The organism is Streptomyces sp. NPDC059787 (assembly GCF_042732315.1).
Taxonomy (GTDB): domain Bacteria; phylum Actinomycetota; class Actinomycetes; order Streptomycetales; family Streptomycetaceae; genus Streptomyces; species Streptomyces atrovirens.
Genome location: NZ_JBHWHX010000044.1, coordinates 36,763 through 55,882, shown reverse-complemented (window position 1 = coordinate 55,882; position 19,120 = coordinate 36,763). Strand labels below are relative to the sequence as shown.

The following is a 19,120-nucleotide window of genomic DNA, read 5'->3' as shown; positions in this document are numbered from 1 at the left end:
GTTGTTTAGCCTTGTGTGCTGGTTTTCTTTTGTACCCCGGGCGTCCCGCTCGCCACCCCTGGGGGGCCCGCCCCCCGCGTCTGCTACCCGCCCCCGCCCCACGTCGTCGCGGGGCAGGGCGGTCTCCGTCCGGGCCGCGCCGGTTACGGAAGCGCGTGGACGTGCGGGCCCACCGCGTTGGACCAGGCGTTTCCTGCCGTGGCGTCCCAGTTGGTGGACCAGGTCATCGCGCCCCGCAGGCTCGGGTAGGTCCTCGACGGCTTGAAGGAGCCGCAGTTGGTGCCCTTGGTGAGGCAGTCCAGGGCGTTGTTCACGACCGACGGGGAGACGTAGCCGCTGCCCGCGCCCCGCGTCGAGGCGGGCAGGCCCAGGCCGACCTGGGACGGGTCGAGGCCGCCCTCCAGCTGGATGCAGGCGAGCGCGGTCAGGAAGTCCACCGAGCCCTGGCTGTAGACCTTGCCGTCACAGCCCAGCATGGAACCGCTGTTGTAGTACTGCATGTTGACGACCGTGAGGATGTCCTTCACGTTCAGCGCGGTACGGAAGTACGAGCCGGACGTCGACTGCATGTCGATGGTCTGCGGTGCCATCGTCAGGATCATCGACGGGCCCGCCTTCGCCGACAGCGACCGCAGCGCCTGCGTCATGTAGGTCGGGTTGAGGCCGTTCTCCAGGTCGATGTCGACGCCGTCGAAGCCGTACTCCTGCATGACGGCGTACACCGAGTTCGCGAAGTTCGCCGCGGAGGCGGAGTCGTTCACCGAGACGGTGCCCTTCTCGCCGCCGACCGAGATGATGACCTTCTTCCCGGCCGCCTGCTTGGCCCGGACGTCCGCCTTGAACTGGTCGACGGTGTAGCCGTTCAGGCCCGCCGAGTCCAGGTTGAAGGTGACGGCGCCCGGGGTGCCGGTGGCGTCCGCGAAGGCGACCGCGATGATGTCGTAGGCGTTCTGGACGTCCGAGATGCGCTGCACCGCCGCGCCGTTGTCGAAGTTCTGCCAGTACCCGGTCACGGCGTGCTCGGGCAGGTCACCGCCCCCGCCGCCGTCCTCCTTCTGCTTCGTGCGGGCCGTCACCGCCGTCGACTTCGGCGACTCGCCCGCCGCGTTGGTCGCGGCGACCTGGAAGGAGTACGAGGTGTCGGCCGCGAGGCCGGTCACCGTCGCCGACGTGCCCGACACGGCGGTCACCTTCGTACCGTCGCGGTAGACGGTGTACCCGGTCGCCCCCGACACCGTGTTCCAGGCCAGCGACACCGACGACGACGTCGTACCGGAGACGGACAGACCGCCCGGTGTGCCCGGGACCGTCGGCTCCGGTTCACCGCCGCCGCCCCCGTCGGGACCGAACACCGACAGGTCGTCCACGTGGTAGGCGGCCTGGCCGTACCAGCCGTGGGTGTAGACCGTCACCGAGGTGGTGGAGGAACCGGTGGAGAAGCTGGTCGACAGCTGCTTCCAGCTGCCGGAGTCCGGGGTCCAGGTGGACACGTCCGTCGTTCCGGTGCCGGTCACGCCCAGGTAGGCGTACCCGCCCTGCACCCACCCGCTCAGCCTGTACGTGGAGCCGGGCTTCACCGCGACCGTCTGGGAGCAGCGGGCGTTGTCCTGCCCGGCGGGCGTGGCCCTGAGCGCGGCCGTACCGCCGTGCACCGGGGAGGAGACGGTCGCGCCGCTGTTCGCCGAACAGGTCCAGTTGCTCAGGCCCGCCTCGAAGCCGGCGTTCCTGGCGTTGTTGACGTCCGCCGCGGACGCCTGGCCCGCGCCGGCGAGGGGAAGGGCCAGGGCGAGGGCGGAGACGAAGGCTCCGGCCCAGAGACGTCTGCTGCGAACGGGCGTTCCTGGTGCGCGGTTCACTGGGGCCTCCGGTGGGGGAGAAGGGTGGGGGAGAGGAGGAAGTACGAGCGACGGTGGCCACCGTGTGCAGCACAAGGTGGTCCAGACCAATCCTGTTGTCAATAGGTCCAGACCAAAATCGACCAGCGAACCGGCCCCGGGGTGACGCCCGGCGTCAAGGCGGTGCACGGGATCCACACCTGCGGGACCCGATCGAGACCGGCGAGATGCTCAACGTGTCCCGTTTTGAAGCACCTTGTGCACCAGCAGTTGCTGTTCGGCTGCTCAAACGCTGTTCTCCGGCCACAGGCCCGCGGATACAGTGCTGACGTAGTCACGCAGTGAAGTCACCAGGGTGCATCGGAGTGACGCCCGATGGGCCGAGGGGCCTGGGGAGAACGGGGAGCCGCGCGTGCCAACTGCCATTGCCGTGACCGGCGCCGACATGGCGCTGCCGGCCCAGGACGAGCGAACCCTGCCCGCCGTGGTGCTGCGGGACATCGACACCCGCCCGCTCGAACAGGTCCTGACCGAACTGCAGTCGGTCATCGAGCACCACGGGCACGTCATCGTGGTCTGCTCCCAGGCCGCCCCCACCGCCGTCCAGCGGCGCCTGCACACCCTGCGCTCCCTGCTGGAGAGCGACCGGATAGCCCTCTTCCGTCCCGATCTGCCACCGCTCGGACTGGCCGTCCTGGCCCGCCAGTTGCGGCAGCTCGCCTCCTGCGACCTCAGCCCCGGCGTCCTCGCCTCCGCCGGCCGGCTGCTGATCCACTACATCCACTCCGGGGCCCTGCTCGGCTCCGTCGCCCGCCTCGACCGCGTCCCCGTCGACCTGAAGCAGCACGCCAGGTCCTGGATGCCCGGCAGCCAGTTCGCCGTACTCGCCCACCCGCAGCCGCAACTCGTCCGCCTCGGCCCCGAAGCCTCCCTGGACGGACCCGAGTTCGGTACCTGGATGCTCGTCGCCAAGGGCCAGCTCCAGTCCGACTGGGTCACCACCACCCTGGCCCCCTCCTGGAAGGTCCAGGGCCTGCGCGAGACGCCGCTCCCCGCCGAGTCCCCCGGCTGGTGGGGGACCGGCAGGATCGTCGAGTTCTGCACCTACCTGCCCGACCTGTCCGTCCTGTACCAGCTGGTCACCTCCGTACGGCGCGGTGTCTGCCACTGGTGCGGCATCGACGTCATCGGCGACCGGTGCGTGTTCTGCTCCGCCGTACCACCCGCCCCCGAGGGCACGCCGGCCCTCACCCGGGGCACCTGACCCCTCACACCCACCGCACGATCCCGCCCGAGTCCGCTCGACCGATATCCCCGATGAGGTTGCACGGTTCATGAACTCCCGTCAGCGCCGCGGCGTGATACTCCTGCTTCTGTCGGTCCTGTGCGCCCTCGGCGCGTTCGCCGGCGTGCTCTCCGTCATCAGCGACGTGGAGTCCAAGGTCGGCCCCGAGGTCACCGCGTACCGGCTGAAGACGGACGTGGCGCCCTACACCCCCCTCAGCACGGGCCAGTTCGAGAAGATCGAGATGCCCGAGCGGTGGCTGTCGAAGAACGCCGTCACCGACCTGGACGAGATCCGGGGCAAGATCGCCGTGACCGATCTGCAGGAGGGCTCCCTGCTGCAGAGCGACATGATCGTGAACCAGCCCGCCCTGCAGCCGGGGCAGCAGGAGGTCGCCATCATGATCGACGCGGCCACCGGCGTCGCCGGCAAGATCACACCGGGCTCCTCGGTCAACGTCTACGCCACCTTCGAGGGCGAGCGCGAGGGCGACCCCGACCAGTCCAGAATCATCGTGACCAACGCCAAGGTCCTCGACGTCGGCAAGCTCACCGCCCTCCAGCCCGACGAGAACGACCGCGGCCGGGAGCCCACCGACGCCGTCCCGATCACCTTCGCGCTGTCCGCCGTCGACGCCCAGCGCATCACCTACGCCGAGTCGTTCGCCCAGCGGGTCCGCCTCGCGCTGGTCGCACCCGGAACCGACAGCACCGTCCCGGACTCGCAGCGGACGTACGAACTCGCGAAGGACAAGTGAGAGGCCCGCATGCCCACGAGGATCCTGCCGGCAGTCGGCGACGCGGACGCGGTCCGGTCCCTCACCACACTGCTCAGCCAGCTCCCGGACGCCGAGCCGGTGGCCCCGGTGGTCGACTCCACCCAGCTCATCGACACCCTCGCCCGCCTGGCCGCCGAGTCCGTCGACGAACTGCCCGAGGTCGTGGTCGTGCACGAGCGGATCGGCCCCGTCCCCGCCCTGGAGCTGATCCGCGAAGTCGCCCTGCGCTTTCCCGCCGTCGGTGTCATCCTCGTCACCTCCGACGCGAGCCCCGGTCTCTTCCAGGCAGCCATGGACTACGGCGCCCGCGGCCTGGTCGCCCTCCCGCTCGGCTACGAGGAACTCGCCAGCCGCGTCCAGGCCGTCGCCCAGTGGTCCGCCGGCGTACGGCGCCACCTCGGCTCCGGCGGTGACGTGTTCACCGGCGTCGGCGGCACCGTCGTCACCGTCAGCGGCGCCAAGGGCGGCGTCGGCGCGACCCTGACGGCCATCCAGCTCGCCCTCGCCGCCCAGGCCTCCGGCCGCACCACCGCCCTCGTCGACATGGACCTCCAGACCGGCGACGTCGCCGCCTACCTGGACGTCCAGTTCCGCCGCTCCGTCGTCGACCTCGCCGCCGTGGGCGACATCTCCCCGCGCGTCCTCGCCGACGCCGTCTTCCGCCACGACACCGGCCTCGCCCTGCTGCTCGCCCCCGGTGAGGGCGAACGCGGCGAGGACGTCACCGACCGCGCCACCCGCCAGATCGTCAGCGCCCTGCGTTCCCGCTACGAGGTCGTCGTCATCGACTGCGGAGCCCAGCTCGGCGGCGCCGGCGCGGCGGCCGTGGAGATGGCCGACACGGCCCTGCTGGTCACCACCCCCGACGTGATCGCCGTACGGGGCGCCAAGCGGGCGGTGCGGATGTGGGACCGGCTGCAGATCCGCAAGGCCGAGGAGACCACCGTGGTCGTCAACCGGCACACCCGGTCCACGGAGATCCAGCCCCCGCTCATCCGGAAGATCACCGCCACCGCGGTCGCGGCCACCGTGATCCCCGCCCACTTCAAGGAACTGCAGGCCGTCGTGGACGCCGGCCGCGTCCACGAGCTGGAGAACAAGAGCACGGTGAAGCAGGCCCTGTGGGGCCTGGCCGGTGAACTCGGCCTGGTCAAGGCAGCCGAGGGCGCCCACAAGGGCGGCAGGCCGCGCGGCGACCGGGGGTCGGTGAGCTTCCGGCGGCGCAGGGACGGAGGGGGACGACCATGAAAGCGGCATCACCCGCGCGTGACCGGGGCCAGGTGACCATCGAGTTCCTCGGCATGACCCCCACGATCCTCGTGACGCTGGTGGTGCTGTGGCAGCTCGTACTGGTGGGGTACGCGTTCACGCTCGCGGGGAATGCTGCGGACGAGGCCGTACGGGCGGCCACGGCGGCGGCACCGGGCGCACGCCAGGGCGCCTGCCAGGAGGCCGGGAGGGACAAGCTGTCGGAAGCGTGGGCGGGGGGAGCGACCGTGAACTGCACGACCTCGGGAGGCTTCGTCACCGCGGACGTGAAGCTGAACGTCCCCCTCCTCTTCCCCGGCGCCATCTCCCTCCCCCTCGACGTGGAGGGACACGCGGGCGCGGTCGAGGAGGAGACGGACTGACATGCCGTACGAACCGCACAGGCCGCACAAGCCGCACGGGCCGAACGCACACCGGCTCCGCGACCGCGGCCAGGTCGCCATCGAATACCTCGGCTTCCTCCCGATCCTGCTCATCGTCGCCATGGCCGCCGTACAGCTCGGCCTGGTCGCCTACACCGCCCAGCAGGCCGGCACGGCGGCACGCGCGGCGGCGCGCAGCGCGTCGCTGGGCGAGGCGTACGGCTACACCTGCAGGGCCGCCATCAGCGACTGGCTCGCCGACGGCACCTCCTGCGAGGGCTATCCGGGAGGCGACGAGATCACCGTCACCGCCACGGTCGACATCCCCTCGATCGTGCCGGGCTGGGACTTCGGCCCCGCCCGCAAGTCCGCCACGATGCCGCGAGACCACTGAGGAGCGAGCGACCCATGAGCCTGCGGGCACGCATCAACTCCCCCGAGGAGACGGCCGGACGGGGCGAGGACGGCCACCTGGTCGCCTCCTACCGCGCCAAGCTCCTGGAGGAGATCGACCTCGCGGAGATGAGTTCGCTGGCGGCGGCCGAGCGCCGGGCCCGGCTGGAACGCGTCCTCGGCCACATCATCAGCCGCGAGGGCCCGGTCCTGTCGACCGTCGAACGCTCCCAGCTGATCCGCCGGGTCGTCGACGAGGCACTGGGCCTCGGCATCCTGGAACCCCTGCTGGAGGACGCGTCCATCACCGAGATCATGGTGAACGGCCCCGACGCCATCTTCGTGGAGCGCGGCGGGCGGGTCGAACAACTCCCGCTCCGCTTCGCCTCCAACGACCAGCTCATGCAGACGATCGAACGCATCGTCTCCACCGTCAACCGCCGCGTCGACGAGTCGAACCCCATGGTCGACGCCCGCCTCCCCTCCGGCGAACGCGTCAACGTCATCATCCCGCCGCTCTCCCTGACCGGCGCCACCCTCACCATCCGCCGCTTCCCCCGTTCCTTCACCCTCCAGGAACTGATCGGCCTCGGCTCGCTGGACGACCACATGCTGTACCTGCTGGCCGGCCTGGTGCAGGCCCGCTTCAACGTCATCGTGTCCGGCGCGACGGGCACCGGGAAGACGACCCTCCTGAACGCCCTCTCCGGTCTGATCCCCGAGCGCGAACGCATCATCACCATCGAGGACTCCGCCGAACTCCAGCTCCAGCAGCCGCACGTCATCCGCCTGGAGTCCCGCCCGCCGAACGTCGAGGGCAAGGGCCAGGTCACCATCCGCGACCTGGTCCGCAACTCCCTCCGTATGCGCCCCGACCGCATCGTCGTCGGTGAGGTCCGCGGCGGCGAGTCCCTGGACATGCTCCAGGCGATGTCGACGGGCCACGACGGCTCCCTCGCGACCGTCCACGCCAACAGCGCCGAGGACGCCCTGATGCGGCTCCAGACCCTCGCCTCCATGTCGGACGTCGAGATCCCGTTCGTGGCGCTCCACGACCAGATCAACAGCGCCGTCGACGTCATCGTCCAGCTCACCCGCTTCGCCGACGGCGCCCGCCGCATCACCGAGGTCGCCCTGCTGGAGAGCCACGCGTCGGAGCCGTACCGGCTGACCACGGTCGCCCGCTTCCACGCACAGCCCATGACCGCCGACGGCCGCGTCCACGGCGCCTACGAGCACTACCCCCTCCCGCGCCGCACCGCCGACCGCCTCTACATGGCGAGCCAGCCCGTCCCCCAGGCGTTCGGCATCGCCCAGTCCTACGACCAGCTCGCCACCCGAGAAGCCAGGTAGGAACCGTCCCCATGGATCTGCAGAACCTGATCACGCTGACCACCGGCATCACGCTGCTGACCTGCGTCCTCGCGGTCGTCGGCGTGCAGTCGTACGCCACCGGCAGGGCACAGCGGCAGGCGCTGGTGGACCGGCTGTCGGCCACCGGCCAGATCCCCGTCGCCGGCCGACGGCGCCACTTCCCCACCCTGGACCGCCGCCTGCGCCGCACCGGACTCGGCAAGAAGCTCGAACTGCGCCTGGCGGCCACCGGCCTGGACATCACCCCCGGCGAGTTCTTCGTCTACATGCTCGCCACGGTCGCCGGCCTGTGGCTCATCGGCCAGGCGACCCTCGCCCCCTTCTTCGGCCCGATCGCCGGCCTGCTCGGCGTCTGGCTGGCGTTGCAGTTCCTCAACTGGCAGCGGCAGAAACGCATCGAGAAGTTCATCAACCAGCTCCCGGAACTGGCCCGCATTCTCGCCAACGCCACCCAGGCCGGTCTCGCCCTCCGTACGGCCATCGGCATGGCGGCGGAGGAGCTGGAGGCCCCGGCGGGCGAGGAACTGTCCAAGGTCGCCAACCAGTTGGCGGTGGGCGCGTCGATGGACGACGCCCTCGGCGAACTCGCCGACCGCCTCCCGTCCCGTGAGCTGGTCGTCCTGGTCACCACCCTCGTGCTGTCCAACAGGGCGGGCGGCCAGGTGGTGAGCGCCCTGCGCAACCTGACCGAGACGCTGGAGGAGAGGAAGGAGACCCGCCGGGAGGTCCGTACGCAGCTCTCCCAGGTCAGCATGACGTCGTACGCCGTCCCCGTGCTCGGCATCGGCTCGCTGTTCCTGATGAACGGCGTGAAGGACGGGGCCCTGGACCGCATGACCGGCTCCCCGGCCGGACAGGCCGCGGTGGTCGTCGCGTTCGGCCTCTACGCCATCGGCTTCGTCCTCATCCGCCGCCTGTCCCGCATCGACGTCTGAGAGGCGAGGAGGCCGACCGACATGGCACTTCTGCTGGCCCTCCTGATGGGCCTCGCCGTCTACGGCGTCTTCGCCGGCGTCCGCATGTACCGGGCGGAGGTGAAACTCCCCAGCGACCTGGCCCTCGCCCTGGAGGTCGGCTCCACCCGCACGGGCGCGGTCGACTCCCTCGTCGACCGCATGGGCATGCGTTACGCCCCCGCCGTGCTGCGCGTCATGGGCCCCAAGCAGGTCGCCAGGTACCGCCGCAAGATCGACCTGGCGGGCAACCCCGGCGGTCTGACCATCGACCGTTACGCGGCCCGCCGCGCGGTGTACGGGGCGCTCGGCGGGCTGGGCTTCCTGGTGTTCCTGATGCGCGGCCAGCTCTTCATGGCCCTGCTGCTCCTGGCCTTCGGCGCGTTCTGGACGGAGGTCGGCATCTGGTCGGCGATCCGCGTCCGCAGGGACGTCATCGAGCGGACGCTGCCGGACTTCCTGGACGTGCTGGCGGTGGTGGTGAGCGCGGGTCTGGGCTTCCGGCAGGCCCTGGACCGGGTGTCGCAGAAGTACGAGGGCCCGTGGGCGGACGAACTGCGCATCACACTCCGCCAGATGGACCTGGGCATGAGCCGCAGGCAGGCGTTCGCGGAACTGCGCCGCCGCAACGACTCCGAACAGGTGGCGATGTTCGTCACGGCGTTGCAGCAGGGCGAGGAGCTGGGGGCGCCGATCGTGGACACGCTGGTGTCCCTGGCGAAGGACATGCGCCGTACGGACGCGCAGAACGCCCGCCGCAAGGCGGCCCGAGCGGTCCCGAAGGCCACCATGATGATCACCACGTTCATGGTTCCGGCCACGATGATCCTCCTCGGCGCCGGCCTGATCCTCGGCTCCGGCATCGACTTCGGCGCGGTCACGGGCGAGTAGGGCAGGGGGCGGGGTGCGATGACGACGACCGGGGAACGCACGGGGCTGTTCCGCCGCGCGGCCAGACCGTCGGAGATCACCACCCCACCGGCGGGCACGGTCCTCCCGCCCCACGCGCGGACGGGCGCCCCGGACATCCCGGTGACATCGGTGACCCCGGCACTGCCGCCGGGCTGGGAACCGGCGAAGAGCACACAGCCCCGGCGGCCCGAACCGTCAGCCGCCGACGCTGCTGGGCCCCCGCAGGGGCCACCCGCACCCGACAACGAGAGCCGCACGGGTGGTGCGGGTGGGAACCCCCGTCCGGCCGAAGGCCGGACGCACCCCCCACAACCCGCACCGGCACCGGCACCCGCACCGGGCCCGGACGTCCAGATCCAGATCAACGCCCTCCAGGCCCTGTGCCGGCAGGCATTCGGTTTCCGCCTGGCGATGATCGCGCTGGCGACCCCCTCCGCCCTCCTCAACGCCGCCCCCGGCTGGAGCACCCGCCTCGTCGGCATGGCGGTAGTGGCCACTTTCATGGCCTCCTACGTCCTCTTCAGGGACTGGGAACGCTTCGGCCCCCTCCTCCTCCGCCACCCCACCCTCCTGGCGGCGGACACCCTCTTCGGAGCCCTGCTCCTGATCTCGGCGGGCCCCGACACCACCCTCGCCTACGTCAGCGTCTGCACCCCCCTCCTCGCGGGCCTGATCTACGGCTGGCGCGGCGCGGCGGTCTTCGCCTCCCTCCAGGGCCTGATCCTCCTCCTGGTCCACGCGGCCCTGGACAACCCCCGAACGGACCCGGCGGAAGCACTCCTCCTCCCCGGCCTCTGCGTGATCGCCGGCGCGGTCGGCTCCAGCCTCCGCAATCTCATGCTCCGCCTGGGCACGGCAACCCAGGCCCTGACCACGGTCCGGGCCCGCCTGGCCGTCACGGAGGCAGTCAGCGCCGAACGGGCCCGCCTGGCGCGCGAGATGCACGACTCGGTGGCCAAGACCCTTCACGGAGTGGCCCTGGCGGCGGACGGCCTGACCGGCACGGCGAGCGCCCCGCACATGAATCCGGCCCTGGTGAGACAACAGGCGGAACTGGTGGCCCGCTCGGCCCGCAGGGCCGCCGCCGAGTCCCGGGAACTCCTGGCGGACCTGCGCAGGGAGTCGGACCCCGGCCAGGGCACGGACGTACTGGTGGAACTGGCCGCCCGTACCCGGGACTTCACCACCCGCACCGGCGTCCCCGCGATCTACCGCCCCACCGGCGAACACGCGGTCCCGCCCGTCCCGCCCGCCGTGGCCCGCCAACTCCTCACCATCGCGTCGGAGGCCATGGAGAACGCCCATCGCCACGCGCGACCGACCAAGGTCGACGTCCACGCCGGCGTCCACGGCGACCTGCTCCGCATCAGCGTGTACGACGACGGCACCGGCCTCCCGCCCGGCACCGACCTCGAACAACTCCGCCGCGCCGGCCACTTCGGCCTCGTCGGCATGGTCGAGCGGGCGGCCTCGGTCGGCGCCCGCATCCGCATAGGCCGGGGCGCGCACACACAAGGCACCGAAGTCCGCCTGGAACTGCCACTGGCGGCCGTGACGACCCCCACGGAGGCCACCCCATGACGACACCACCGAACCCCTTCGCGAACGTCCCGCCCCCGGCCCCCCTCCGGGTGGTCGTGGCAGACGACAACCCGGTGGTCCGCGCCGGGCTGACCGCCCTCCTCACCGGACGCGAGGACATCACGGTGGTGGCGGAGGCGGCCGACGGCCGGGAGGCCTGCGAGGCGGCCCGCACCCACCGCCCCGACGTGGTCCTCCTGGACGTCCGGATGCCCGGCGTGGACGGCATCTCGGCACTCCCGTACCTGGTACGGATCGCACCTGTGGTGATGCTGACGTACAGCAGGGAGTCGGAGATCGTCCAGGAGGCGCTGCGCAGGGGGGCGGGCGGCTACCTGGTCCACGGCGAGTTCACGGCGGACCAGCTGGTGTCGGCGATCCGCGACATCAGGGAGGGCAGGCCCCACTTCACCCCCACAGCGGCAGGAGCGTTGCTCTCGCAACTACGCCAGGACCCGCGACCGCCCAGGTCGCTACCGGAGGGGCTGGGGACCGCGCGCACAACTAACGCCACCACAAACGGACTCGGCATGCCCCACATCCCACCCCTGCCTACTTCTGCGGAAAACCTTTCGCAACTGCAACCGGATATGGCACGATCGTCGTCTGGATGGACAGGCGGCCGCCCGGCCGCTCCCGACAGGTCGAGGTACCAACTGAGCACGAGGGAGGCGGAGGTCATGGACCTCATCGCATCCGGCATGAACAACCAGCAGATCGCCGCCACGTGCTTCATCAGCGAGAAGACGGTCAAGAACCACATCAACCGCATCTTCGCGAAGCTCCACAGCACGAGCCGTTCCGAGGCCGCGGCGAAGTGGCTCGGCACGACACCGGGTTCGGGCCGAGGGGCGGGGTGACCTCCGGTGACGGCAAGGACGGCGAGGAACTGGGCCCGCGATTGGGCCCGGGATTGGGCCCTGGGGCCCTCTGACGGGCAAGGCTCCCGCCCGTACGTTGCAGACGCCGAAAGCGGCCCTACGGAGCAGGCCGCTATTGCGTCAGCCGGAGGGGAACACCATGAGCGACCTGATGATGAAGACCGCCGTCGCGACCAAGGTCCGCGTCAACGGCTGGAAGAACACGACGGTCGAGGCCATGCGGCGCCGCAACGCCGACAAGGGGCAGACCGCGGTCGAGTACCTGGGCATCATCGCGGTGGTCGTGCTGATCGTGCTCGCGATCACCGGCACGAGCATCGGCCAGACCATCCTCGGCAAGATCAACGCGCAGATCGCCAAGGTCGCTCCTTGACGCCATTCCGCCGCTCGGGCGACGCGGGGCAGGCCTTCCCCATCTACATCACGGTGGTGGGGGGCCTGCTCTTTCTTGCGCTCGCGTACTTCGCGGTCGGCCAGGCCGCAGCGAATCGGAACGGTGCGCAGACTGCCGCTGATGCGGCGGCACTCGCGGCGGCACAGGACACTCGGGACGCGCTCGCGGACCGGTGGGTCCAGGACCTGCTCGACCCGGCGAAGTGGCAGGCCATCTTCAACGGCAACGTCGACGGCATCGGTCTCACCTGCGGGCGGGCGTACGAGCTTGCCGCGCGGAACGACGCCAGCGTGATCGGATGCGGCCTGGAGGGCCTCCTCGGCTACAAGGTCGAGGTCGAGACCGACAAGACCGTTGGAGACTCAGTGGTCCCCGGTACGGAAAACCGCCGCTCCAACGCGACCGCCACCGCTGTGATCGAACCCCGCTGCACTTTCCAGCTCCCGTCCGAGGACGCCGGAGAAGACGTACTGCCGCTGCTCACCTGCGAGGGCGAGGAATGGGAGCTGGACCCGAAGGGGCCCGTCGAACTCCTCCCCGAGCCCGAAGACCTGTTCGAAGTCCACCTGGCCGACTGACAAGCGACGACGAGTGATGAAGGAAGCAGAGAGATGAGCATTCGGATCACTGCCAAGGCCCGCAGGGGGATGGTCGCGTTGACCGCTGTGGCCGGCCTGGCTCTCGGTATGGCGGGCTGCGGCGGTGGTGGCGACGACGACAAGCCGGAGCCTTCGTCATCCGCTTCCAAGGACGGTGGATCGCAGCCGAGTGCTCAGGAGGGGCAGGCGGAGACGCCACTGGCCGAGCTCAAAGGCACAGACGGACTGCTCCTCCAGATCACCTCTGCCGTACGGGATTCCGGCGGCTTCGTCACCGTGAGCGGAAATCTCAAGAACGACGGCGCGGAATCAGTTGCCGTTCCACCTCAGATGAGCGGCGACGAGACCGAGGTCGTCAGCCACGGCCCGTCGCTCGGAGGTGCCACCCTCGTGGACTCGAAGGGAAAGAAGCGCTATTACGTGTTGCGAGACACGGACGGCCGACCGCTGACGACGACGGGTCTCACCACCCTCAACGGAGGTCAGGCCCTTCCTGTCTTCATGCAGTTCCCCGCCCCGCCGACCGACACGGCAGACGTAACGTTGCAGGTACCGACGTTCTCCAGCGGCACGATCAAGATCTCCGGGTGAGGCCGGCCATGACACGTACCCCGACCCGCCTGGCGCCGCCCCGCCTCGCCCTGGTCCTCTCGGCCGCCACGGTCCTGGTCACCACCAACCTGTACGGCGTGGCGTCGGCCCACGCGGACGACGGCCCCAGTGTTCCACCGGGAACCGAGGCGTCCGCGTCCGCACCCGTCGAAGTCGACCCCAACGACCCCGACCTCAAGCTCCCGGAGGGCGCCACCCTCACCGAGCCCAAGGTCCTGGACATCAAGCAGATCGTCGAGGACAAGAGCGGTGACGAACGCCGAGAGGACACCAACTCCGACGTGACGTTCGCGCTCCAGGCCGAGGTGCTGTTCGGCAAGGACAGCGCGAAGCTCAGTGCGGAGGCGAAGGCCCGCATCGCCACGATCGCGGGTGAGATCAAGACGCAGAACGCGACGAAGGTCCGCGTCTTTGGCTTCACCGACAACCTGGGCTCGTCCGCGCACGGCGACGTCCTGTCCCGCCGGCGCGCCAACGCCGTACAGGCAGTCCTGGGCCAGGAGCTGAGCGACGCGAACGTCACCTACGAGGTGCGCGGTTACGGCGAGCAGTACCCGATCGCCGACAACTCCACGGAGGCCGGCCGCAAGAAGAACCGCAGGGTCGAGATCACGTTCCCGCGCACGGGGAGCTGAGCCGGAACCGCAGGCACACCAGCGGCGTGTCCTCGTCCACCGGGGTGCCGATGCCTTCCCAGAAGCGCCTGTGTCCGGTCCGCCACTCGTCCAGCGATCGGTCGCCCTCTCCTTCGGCGGCGGCGTGTTCCCACGTGACACCGCCGAAGGAAGTCAGTTCGACGCCGGTGATCTCGATCGTGGCGACGCGGTCTCCGTCGTTCCCGAGAAGCGCCAGGCGCTCACCCTCGAACTCCAGGCCCTCCGTCTCCTCGACGTACTCGGCCAGCAGCCCGGTGGTGGCGGTTTTCCTCCCGGCCAGGACGAGGGCGTTGAGCCGCTCCCGCATCTCACCGACGGTACCGAGCTCCAGTGCCCGCATGCCGTTCACCCGTGGCCACACGGTTCCACTTCCCTTCCTGTGCCTGTCTCCGCACCGATCTTCCCGCAACTCCTGGAGCAGATGGTCGGCCCTGCCCGCCTTGATCTCCAGGGTGAGGGCGCGCGCGGGGCTCCTCTGCTGTCGGTGAGGGGAGTGTCCTCCTGTCCGGCGGCGGCGCCCTAGAGGCCCACTTCCACCCGGGCCCCGACCCGCAGCCCCCACCCCTCCATCGCCCCGGCCTCGGCTTCGAGCACGTGCCGTGCCCGGAGCCGAGGCAGACCGAGCCGCCCCGGCGGCATGGTGCGTACGGCGATGACGCGGAGCCGCCGGTCGAGGTAGGCGACGTCGATGGGCATGCGCATACGGAAGGTGTGCACGCTGTTGGCGGGGGAGAGCAGCAGGGCCCCGTCGAGGGAGTCACGCCCGAGCAGCCCTTTGGTGCGGGCCCGGTAGGAGGCGGCGATCTCCAGGGGGACGCGCACCGGCACCCCCTCGCCGTCCCCCCGTACGACGGTCAGCTCCCCCCGCCCGTCCCGCCAGCGAGCCATCCCGACCGACCTCCTCGACCACCGACCGACGAACCGTCCGCCCCGAACGTATCTCCGCGGGCCCCTCGAAATCAGTGCTTGCGGAGTTGTGCGGCCAGGGCGGCGAGGGTCTGGGCGGTCTCGGACAGACTCGCGACGGCGGCCTGGAGCTCCGAGGCGACGCGGGGAGCGGTGGGAAGGGCGGCGGACGTGGCGGCGACCGGTGTGCCGCGATAGCCGATGGGGCCCTCGTTCCAGCGCTGGTAGTAGCCGGTGAACGCCTGCCCGGCGGGCGCTTCCGCGAACCGGACCCGGGCGAGCTGGACCTCGGTCCCGCCGGAGTTGCGGGTGATGTCGAGGCGGTAGTGGCGGTAGGCCTGGGCGTTGGAGCGGAGGTGGAACTCGCGGGTCTGGAACCGCTCGGTGAACTTCTCACCGCTGCGCGTGTCCAGCGGCGTCCACGTCTGGCCGTCGTGGGAGCCGAGGAGGGTCCAGTCGCGGGGGTCGCGCTCGGCGAAGTCGTTCGCCGACACCAGGGAGTAGGAGGCGACGGCGGTGGGGCGGGCGAGGGTGAAGTCGAGGTGGGCGGTCTCCTCGAACGTCAGCCACTTGCTCCGCCGCTCCTCGAGGAGGTTGTCGGCCCCCTCGCCCCCTTCGTCGAACTCGTCGCTCGCCTCGACATCGGTCGCCTCGACCTCGGCGGCGGCGGTGTGCAGCACGGCCACCCCGGAGTTGCCCCGCTGGTCGCGCCAGGTGAACCGCTCGACGGGCGCCCCGCCGTCGTCGACCAGCAGCCGCAGTTCGTGGGAGGTGTGCCAGCGACCGCCCCACCCCTCCTCCGTATGGAAACGGTGCAGGGGGGACGCCGAGAGGTTCCGGGTGTCGTCCGAGAACGGCCGGCGGTCGGTGAGCCGCCCCCGGTACTCGTACGCCGTACCGTCCGCGGCGCGGTACACGCCGTGGAAGTCGGACATGTTGGACTGGAAACCGATGGCGGCCTCGGCGCCGTCCTCGCCGCGCCAGCCGAGCCGGGCGGGCAGGGAGTGCTCGTCCCGGTCGATGTGGAAGAGCAGCCGCGGGGCCGCCTGCCAGGAGGCGGAGGAGGAGTGGGCGGGGCGGAGCTCCGTACGGTAGGCGAAGACCGAGTCCCGGGCGGCCTCGGCGACCCGCGCACGCTCGGAGCGGCCACGCTCCCAGACGGGGTCCAGGGTGATCCGGTAGAGCCGGAGCATGCTGCCGGCCTTGGCCGAGGAGCGTATCTCCAGGGTGTTGGTGCCGGGCTTCAGCAGACGTCCCGGCACGGCGAAGACGTTGTCCTGCGGGAGATCGCCGCCACCGGGCACGGTGAGGTCCTCGGCCACCACCTCACCCTGGACCAGTACGTCCATCGGCGCGTACCCGAGGTCGGAGCCGAGCTTGGAGACGAGGGCCGTGACGGTGAGCGTCACCTGGGGGACGTCCTCCGGGTCCTCCACCTCGAAGTCCAGCGTCACACTCCCGCCCGCACTCAACGCCACGTGCGACCCGGCGAACCGGGCCCGCTGATACCTGACATCGGCGTTGGCCAGCCGAGTCGGATCGACGGAAAAGTCGGCGTAGGTAACGTCAAATCCCATGATGCGCACTGCTCCTGGTGGTCAGTCAGCAAAGTCGGCCGTCCATTGGCGGCGACTGTGTCAGGGACCCTAGTGGCAGGGTCTGACAGCCCCGGCGGCGCGGACGGCCGGAAGCGTGGGGTACGGCGTGAGCCCCGCCGACCACCCCCTCCCCGGAAATGCGTGAGCAGTGGACAGGTGAGTGTCACTCCACCGCTCATACGAGCGCCATCAGGACATCAACGGCCGGAATGCTCACGCGATCCGGAAAGACCCAGGTGTACGGACGACGGATCGCCCCGGCCTTGTCACGAGTCCTCGGTCGGGCGCTGCTTTGGGCCCACGGGCCCATGCCCCGACCACCTGCCCCTCCCTACCCTCGGGGCCTGCCGTGAACCAAACACGGTTGCGAACCGGGGGACTTGAGGAGGGGCGGTATGGCCTCGAACGGGGGAGGAGCGGGGACGGGGGTGGCGCGGGGCGCGCCCGGGTACGGGGGAGGGCGGCGGGACATGCCCCGGACCCTGTCCCGGGCCCTGCTGCTCGTGCACACGCTGTTCGCGCTCACGGTGCTCGGGGGCCTGGGGCTGCTCCTCACAGCGGCGTCGTTCGACGCGGCGGACGGCACACTGCTCGCCCACGTGGCGTACGCCGCCGCTCCCGGAGTCCTCGGCTGGTGGCTGGCCCGCCGCACCTGGCGGGGCGGAGCCGGCATCTGGACCGGGCTGATCGTCGTACAGGCATGGCTGATCCTCGGCTCCGTATCCAACCTCGCCGACGGATCGGCCCGCGGCCTCACCCAGCTCCTCCTCCCCCTCCTGGTCCTCTCCCTCCTGACCCGCCCCGAGAGCCGCGACTGGTACCGCCTCGCGGAACCGGACCGGCGTGAGCACCGCCCCTTCTCCCTGCCCCGGATGATCCGGTGGCGCCGGGACGACGGCCAGACGGCGGTGGAGTACGCGGGTCTGGTCGCGGTCGTCGCGGCGATCATCGCCGCGCTGGTCGTCAGCGGCCTGGGCACCCGGATCCTCACCGGCATCCAGGCCCAGGTCTGCCACGTCACCGGCACGGCGTGTCCGGTACCCGGCGGGGCCGCCGACCGCCGGATCACGGCGGAGGGCGACGGCGAGAGCACCGACGACCCCGGTGGCACGGGGTTCCCCGGTGACACGGGGAGCCCCGGCGGCGACTCGGACGACACGGGCCCCGGCCCCCGGGACTCCGACGACACGCCCGCCGAGCCGGAGGGCGACCCCTCCGTCGTGGACCCGGTGGCCGCCGAGGACGAGACCGACGAGCCACCGTACGAGGACCCGACCACCGAGGCCGGGGACGAAGAGGACGGCGACGGCGACGACGAGGGCTGCTTCTCCGGCTTCGGCGCCTTCTTCGGCTGCGCCGGCGACCAGCTCGGCCAAGTGGGCGGAGGCCTCTTCGTCGACGGCGTCTGGGGCGACGTCACCGGCATCCGGGACGTCGTCACCAGCCCCGTCGACACCTGGAACGGCCTGATGGACTACGGCGGTTCCCTCGGCGGCGAGTGGTGGGACAACACCGCCGACGCCCGCGAGATGTGGGACGACGGCGACCACCTCGGCGCGATCCTGGACTGGGGCGGCGCCTCGCTCGGCACCGGCGGCACGGTCCTGTTCGACTCGTTCATCGGCGACGACGTCGTGGACCAGTGGAACAGCGGCAACGAGACCCGGGCCGTCACCACCGTCATCTGGAACATCGGCTCCCTCTTCATCCCCGGCTACGGCGAGGCGAAAATAGCCGAGAAGGTCGGCTCGCTCGGCCGGCTCAGCCGGGTCGTCGACGACGCCACCGAGGCCGCCCAGGACGCACGGCGCGCGGCCGAGGCCGGTGACCTCGACGCGCTGGAGGACGCCGCCCGGCGTGCCGACGAGGCAGCGGACGAGGCCGAGGACGCGGCCCGCCGCACCGGCTGCACCCTCTCCGCACCGCCCCGCGGAGCCCCGTACGGCGAGGCCCCGCACAGCGGACCCGGCACCGGCACCACCGTACTCGCGGCGGCCGGCAGCCCGTACGTCGTCCTGGCGGAGGGCGGCTGCGACGAGGAAGCACGCGAACAGGCCGAGGAGGCCCGCGCGGCGGAGCGCCAGGCCCACCTGGAACGCAAACGCGCCGAGGAACCGGAACGCGCCCGGCAGGCCCTGGAGAACAGGAAGCAGTGGCCGGACCCCGAGCGCAACGCCACCAGCGACCCGCGCAACTACGACCCGCCGGACTGGGCCGACGACCTCGACAGCCGCACGTACGGCGACGCCGACAACGGCGACGGCTTCTGGGCCAGCCGCGACCGCAACCCCCAGCCCAACTGGCGCAACGAGTCCTGGCTGCGCTACCAGGAACAGATCACCGGCACGCAGCGCGGTCACGAGTACGTCGTCCCGCACACCGACCCGGACGTACCGGACGTCGAGTTCGACGGCTGGGACTCCTCCCGCCAGACCTACCTGGAGGCCAAGAACGGCTACGACAGCTTCCTGGGCGCCGACCGCACGGAACTCACCCCGTCAGGCCGGGAACGGCTGCTGACCGAGGCCCGCAGGCAGGTCGCGGCGGCGCGGGGCAAGGACATCGAGTGGCACTTCTCCAACGAGGAGGTCGCCGACGCGGCCCGCGACGCCTTCGAGGACGCGGGCCTGGACATCGAGGTCGTCCACACGGCGCCCGAACCGATCGCGGGCGACCGCCGCCCCGAGGCCTTCGACTGACGGGGCGGCAGACCGCGTACGACCTAGGGTGTG

19 protein-coding genes are annotated in these 19,120 nt (G+C 71.0%); 15 read left to right on the top strand and 4 right to left on the bottom strand.

The window, feature by feature from the left end; genetic code table 11:
• Positions 1-143 precede the first annotated feature (143 nt).
• Positions 144-1,856: a chitinase gene (locus ACFV5H_RS30735; protein WP_385198210.1), complete on the bottom strand. Its 1,713-nt coding sequence runs from the start codon at positions 1,854-1,856 to the stop codon at positions 144-146.
• Positions 1,857-2,265: 409 nt separating this feature from the next.
• Between ACFV5H_RS30735 and ACFV5H_RS30730 the strand changes: the two genes are divergently transcribed.
• The 14 genes from ACFV5H_RS30730 to ACFV5H_RS30665 all read left to right on the top strand — a co-directional run bounded on the left by ACFV5H_RS30730 (position 2,266) and on the right by ACFV5H_RS30665 (position 13,863).
• Complete coding sequence (locus ACFV5H_RS30730; protein ID WP_385055130.1) at positions 2,266-3,099, top strand: hypothetical protein; 834 nt, start codon at positions 2,266-2,268, stop codon at positions 3,097-3,099.
• Between the two features lie 70 nt (positions 3,100-3,169).
• Positions 3,170-3,877 (top strand): Flp pilus assembly protein CpaB, encoded by a 708-nt coding sequence (gene cpaB / locus ACFV5H_RS30725; protein WP_385055023.1) that lies wholly within the window; start codon positions 3,170-3,172, stop codon positions 3,875-3,877.
• A 9-nt stretch (positions 3,878-3,886) separates the two neighbouring features.
• Entirely contained in the window at positions 3,887-5,146 is a 1,260-nt protein-coding gene (locus tag ACFV5H_RS30720) for a CpaE family protein (protein ID WP_385055025.1), read from the top strand.
• Entirely contained in the window at positions 5,143-5,529 is a 387-nt protein-coding gene (locus tag ACFV5H_RS30715) for a pilus assembly protein (RefSeq protein ID WP_385198208.1), read from the top strand. Before ACFV5H_RS30720 ends, ACFV5H_RS30715 begins: the two co-directional genes overlap by 4 nt.
• A 1-nt stretch (position 5,530) precedes the next feature.
• Positions 5,531-5,923 carry a TadE/TadG family type IV pilus assembly protein gene (locus ACFV5H_RS30710; RefSeq protein WP_385198207.1) on the top strand — a complete coding sequence of 131 codons (393 nt, stop codon included), beginning with the start codon at positions 5,531-5,533 and terminating at the stop codon, positions 5,921-5,923.
• A gap of 14 nt (positions 5,924-5,937) precedes the next feature.
• Positions 5,938-7,275, top strand: a complete 1,338-nt coding sequence (locus ACFV5H_RS30705) for a CpaF family protein (protein ID WP_385055033.1) — start codon at positions 5,938-5,940, stop codon at positions 7,273-7,275.
• Positions 7,276-7,286: 11 nt separating this feature from the next.
• The gene (locus ACFV5H_RS30700) at positions 7,287-8,231 is read left to right on the top strand and encodes a type II secretion system F family protein (RefSeq protein WP_385055036.1); all 945 of its coding nucleotides are present in this window, start codon (positions 7,287-7,289) and stop codon (positions 8,229-8,231) included.
• Positions 8,232-8,252: 21 nt separating this feature from the next.
• Positions 8,253-9,140 carry a DUF5936 domain-containing protein gene (locus ACFV5H_RS30695; RefSeq protein ID WP_385055039.1) on the top strand — a complete coding sequence of 296 codons (888 nt, stop codon included), beginning with the start codon at positions 8,253-8,255 and terminating at the stop codon, positions 9,138-9,140.
• An 18-nt stretch (positions 9,141-9,158) separates the two neighbouring features.
• Positions 9,159-10,742, top strand: a complete 1,584-nt coding sequence (locus ACFV5H_RS30690) for a sensor histidine kinase (RefSeq protein ID WP_385198205.1) — start codon at positions 9,159-9,161, stop codon at positions 10,740-10,742.
• Complete coding sequence (locus ACFV5H_RS30685; protein ID WP_385198203.1) at positions 10,739-11,602, top strand: response regulator; 864 nt, start codon at positions 10,739-10,741, stop codon at positions 11,600-11,602. Before ACFV5H_RS30690 ends, ACFV5H_RS30685 begins: the two co-directional genes overlap by 4 nt.
• Positions 11,603-11,762: 160 nt before the next feature.
• Positions 11,763-11,996, top strand: a complete 234-nt coding sequence (locus ACFV5H_RS30680; RefSeq protein WP_030859896.1) for a hypothetical protein — start codon at positions 11,763-11,765, stop codon at positions 11,994-11,996.
• On the top strand, positions 11,993-12,595 hold the full coding sequence (locus ACFV5H_RS30675) for a pilus assembly protein TadG-related protein (RefSeq protein WP_385055048.1): 603 nt from the start codon (positions 11,993-11,995) through the stop codon (positions 12,593-12,595). Before ACFV5H_RS30680 ends, ACFV5H_RS30675 begins: the two co-directional genes overlap by 4 nt.
• A 33-nt stretch (positions 12,596-12,628) precedes the next feature.
• Positions 12,629-13,207, top strand: coding sequence for a hypothetical protein (locus tag ACFV5H_RS30670; protein WP_385198201.1), 579 nt, complete (start codon positions 12,629-12,631; stop codon positions 13,205-13,207).
• An 8-nt stretch (positions 13,208-13,215) separates the two neighbouring features.
• Positions 13,216-13,863 (top strand): OmpA family protein, encoded by a 648-nt coding sequence (locus ACFV5H_RS30665; protein ID WP_385055054.1) that lies wholly within the window; start codon positions 13,216-13,218, stop codon positions 13,861-13,863.
• Here ACFV5H_RS30665 and ACFV5H_RS30660 read toward each other — a convergent pair.
• From ACFV5H_RS30660 to ACFV5H_RS30650, 3 genes are all read right to left on the bottom strand, one after another.
• Complete coding sequence (locus ACFV5H_RS30660; protein WP_385055057.1) at positions 13,838-14,224, bottom strand: ASCH domain-containing protein; 387 nt, start codon at positions 14,222-14,224, stop codon at positions 13,838-13,840. The genes ACFV5H_RS30665 and ACFV5H_RS30660 overlap by 26 nt on opposite strands.
• Before the next feature lie 179 nt (positions 14,225-14,403).
• A complete protein-coding gene (locus ACFV5H_RS30655; protein WP_385198200.1) occupies positions 14,404-14,772 on the bottom strand; it encodes a DUF192 domain-containing protein in 369 nt (122 codons plus the stop codon).
• A 71-nt stretch (positions 14,773-14,843) separates the two neighbouring features.
• Positions 14,844-16,367 carry an alpha-1,2-mannosidase gene (locus ACFV5H_RS30650; protein WP_385198198.1) on the bottom strand — a complete coding sequence of 508 codons (1,524 nt, stop codon included), beginning with the start codon at positions 16,365-16,367 and terminating at the stop codon, positions 14,844-14,846.
• 491 nt (positions 16,368-16,858) lie between these two features.
• Here ACFV5H_RS30650 and ACFV5H_RS30645 point away from each other — a divergent pair, with 491 nt between their 5' ends.
• Positions 16,859-19,087: a Tox-REase-5 domain-containing protein gene (locus ACFV5H_RS30645; protein WP_385198196.1), complete on the top strand. Its 2,229-nt coding sequence runs from the start codon at positions 16,859-16,861 to the stop codon at positions 19,085-19,087.
• The last annotated feature ends 33 nt before the right edge of the window (positions 19,088-19,120 follow it).

Excerpts from the sequence above, each read along its gene's own strand:
- cpaB (WP_385055023.1), top strand. The coding sequence starts at position 3,170 with ATGAACTCCCGTCAGCGCCGCGGCGTGATACTCCTGCTTCTGTCGGTC.
- ACFV5H_RS30720 (WP_385055025.1), top strand. The coding sequence starts at position 3,887 with ATGCCCACGAGGATCCTGCCGGCAGTCGGCGACGCGGACGCGGTCCGG.
- ACFV5H_RS30715 (WP_385198208.1), top strand. The coding sequence starts at position 5,143 with ATGAAAGCGGCATCACCCGCGCGTGACCGGGGCCAGGTGACCATCGAG.
- ACFV5H_RS30710 (WP_385198207.1), top strand. The coding sequence starts at position 5,531 with ATGCCGTACGAACCGCACAGGCCGCACAAGCCGCACGGGCCGAACGCA.
- ACFV5H_RS30705 (WP_385055033.1), top strand. The coding sequence starts at position 5,938 with ATGAGCCTGCGGGCACGCATCAACTCCCCCGAGGAGACGGCCGGACGG.
- ACFV5H_RS30700 (WP_385055036.1), top strand. The coding sequence starts at position 7,287 with ATGGATCTGCAGAACCTGATCACGCTGACCACCGGCATCACGCTGCTG.
- ACFV5H_RS30695 (WP_385055039.1), top strand. The coding sequence starts at position 8,253 with ATGGCACTTCTGCTGGCCCTCCTGATGGGCCTCGCCGTCTACGGCGTC.
- ACFV5H_RS30690 (WP_385198205.1), top strand. The coding sequence starts at position 9,159 with ATGACGACGACCGGGGAACGCACGGGGCTGTTCCGCCGCGCGGCCAGA.
- ACFV5H_RS30685 (WP_385198203.1), top strand. The coding sequence starts at position 10,739 with ATGACGACACCACCGAACCCCTTCGCGAACGTCCCGCCCCCGGCCCCC.
- ACFV5H_RS30680 (WP_030859896.1), top strand. The coding sequence starts at position 11,763 with ATGAGCGACCTGATGATGAAGACCGCCGTCGCGACCAAGGTCCGCGTC.
- ACFV5H_RS30670 (WP_385198201.1), top strand. The coding sequence starts at position 12,629 with ATGAGCATTCGGATCACTGCCAAGGCCCGCAGGGGGATGGTCGCGTTG.
- ACFV5H_RS30665 (WP_385055054.1), top strand. The coding sequence starts at position 13,216 with ATGACACGTACCCCGACCCGCCTGGCGCCGCCCCGCCTCGCCCTGGTC.
- ACFV5H_RS30660 (WP_385055057.1), bottom strand. The coding sequence starts at position 14,224 with ATGCGGGCACTGGAGCTCGGTACCGTCGGTGAGATGCGGGAGCGGCTC.
- ACFV5H_RS30655 (WP_385198200.1), bottom strand. The coding sequence starts at position 14,772 with ATGGCTCGCTGGCGGGACGGGCGGGGGGAGCTGACCGTCGTACGGGGG.
- ACFV5H_RS30650 (WP_385198198.1), bottom strand. The coding sequence starts at position 16,367 with ATGGGATTTGACGTTACCTACGCCGACTTTTCCGTCGATCCGACTCGG.
- ACFV5H_RS30645 (WP_385198196.1), top strand. The coding sequence starts at position 16,859 with ATGCCCCGGACCCTGTCCCGGGCCCTGCTGCTCGTGCACACGCTGTTC.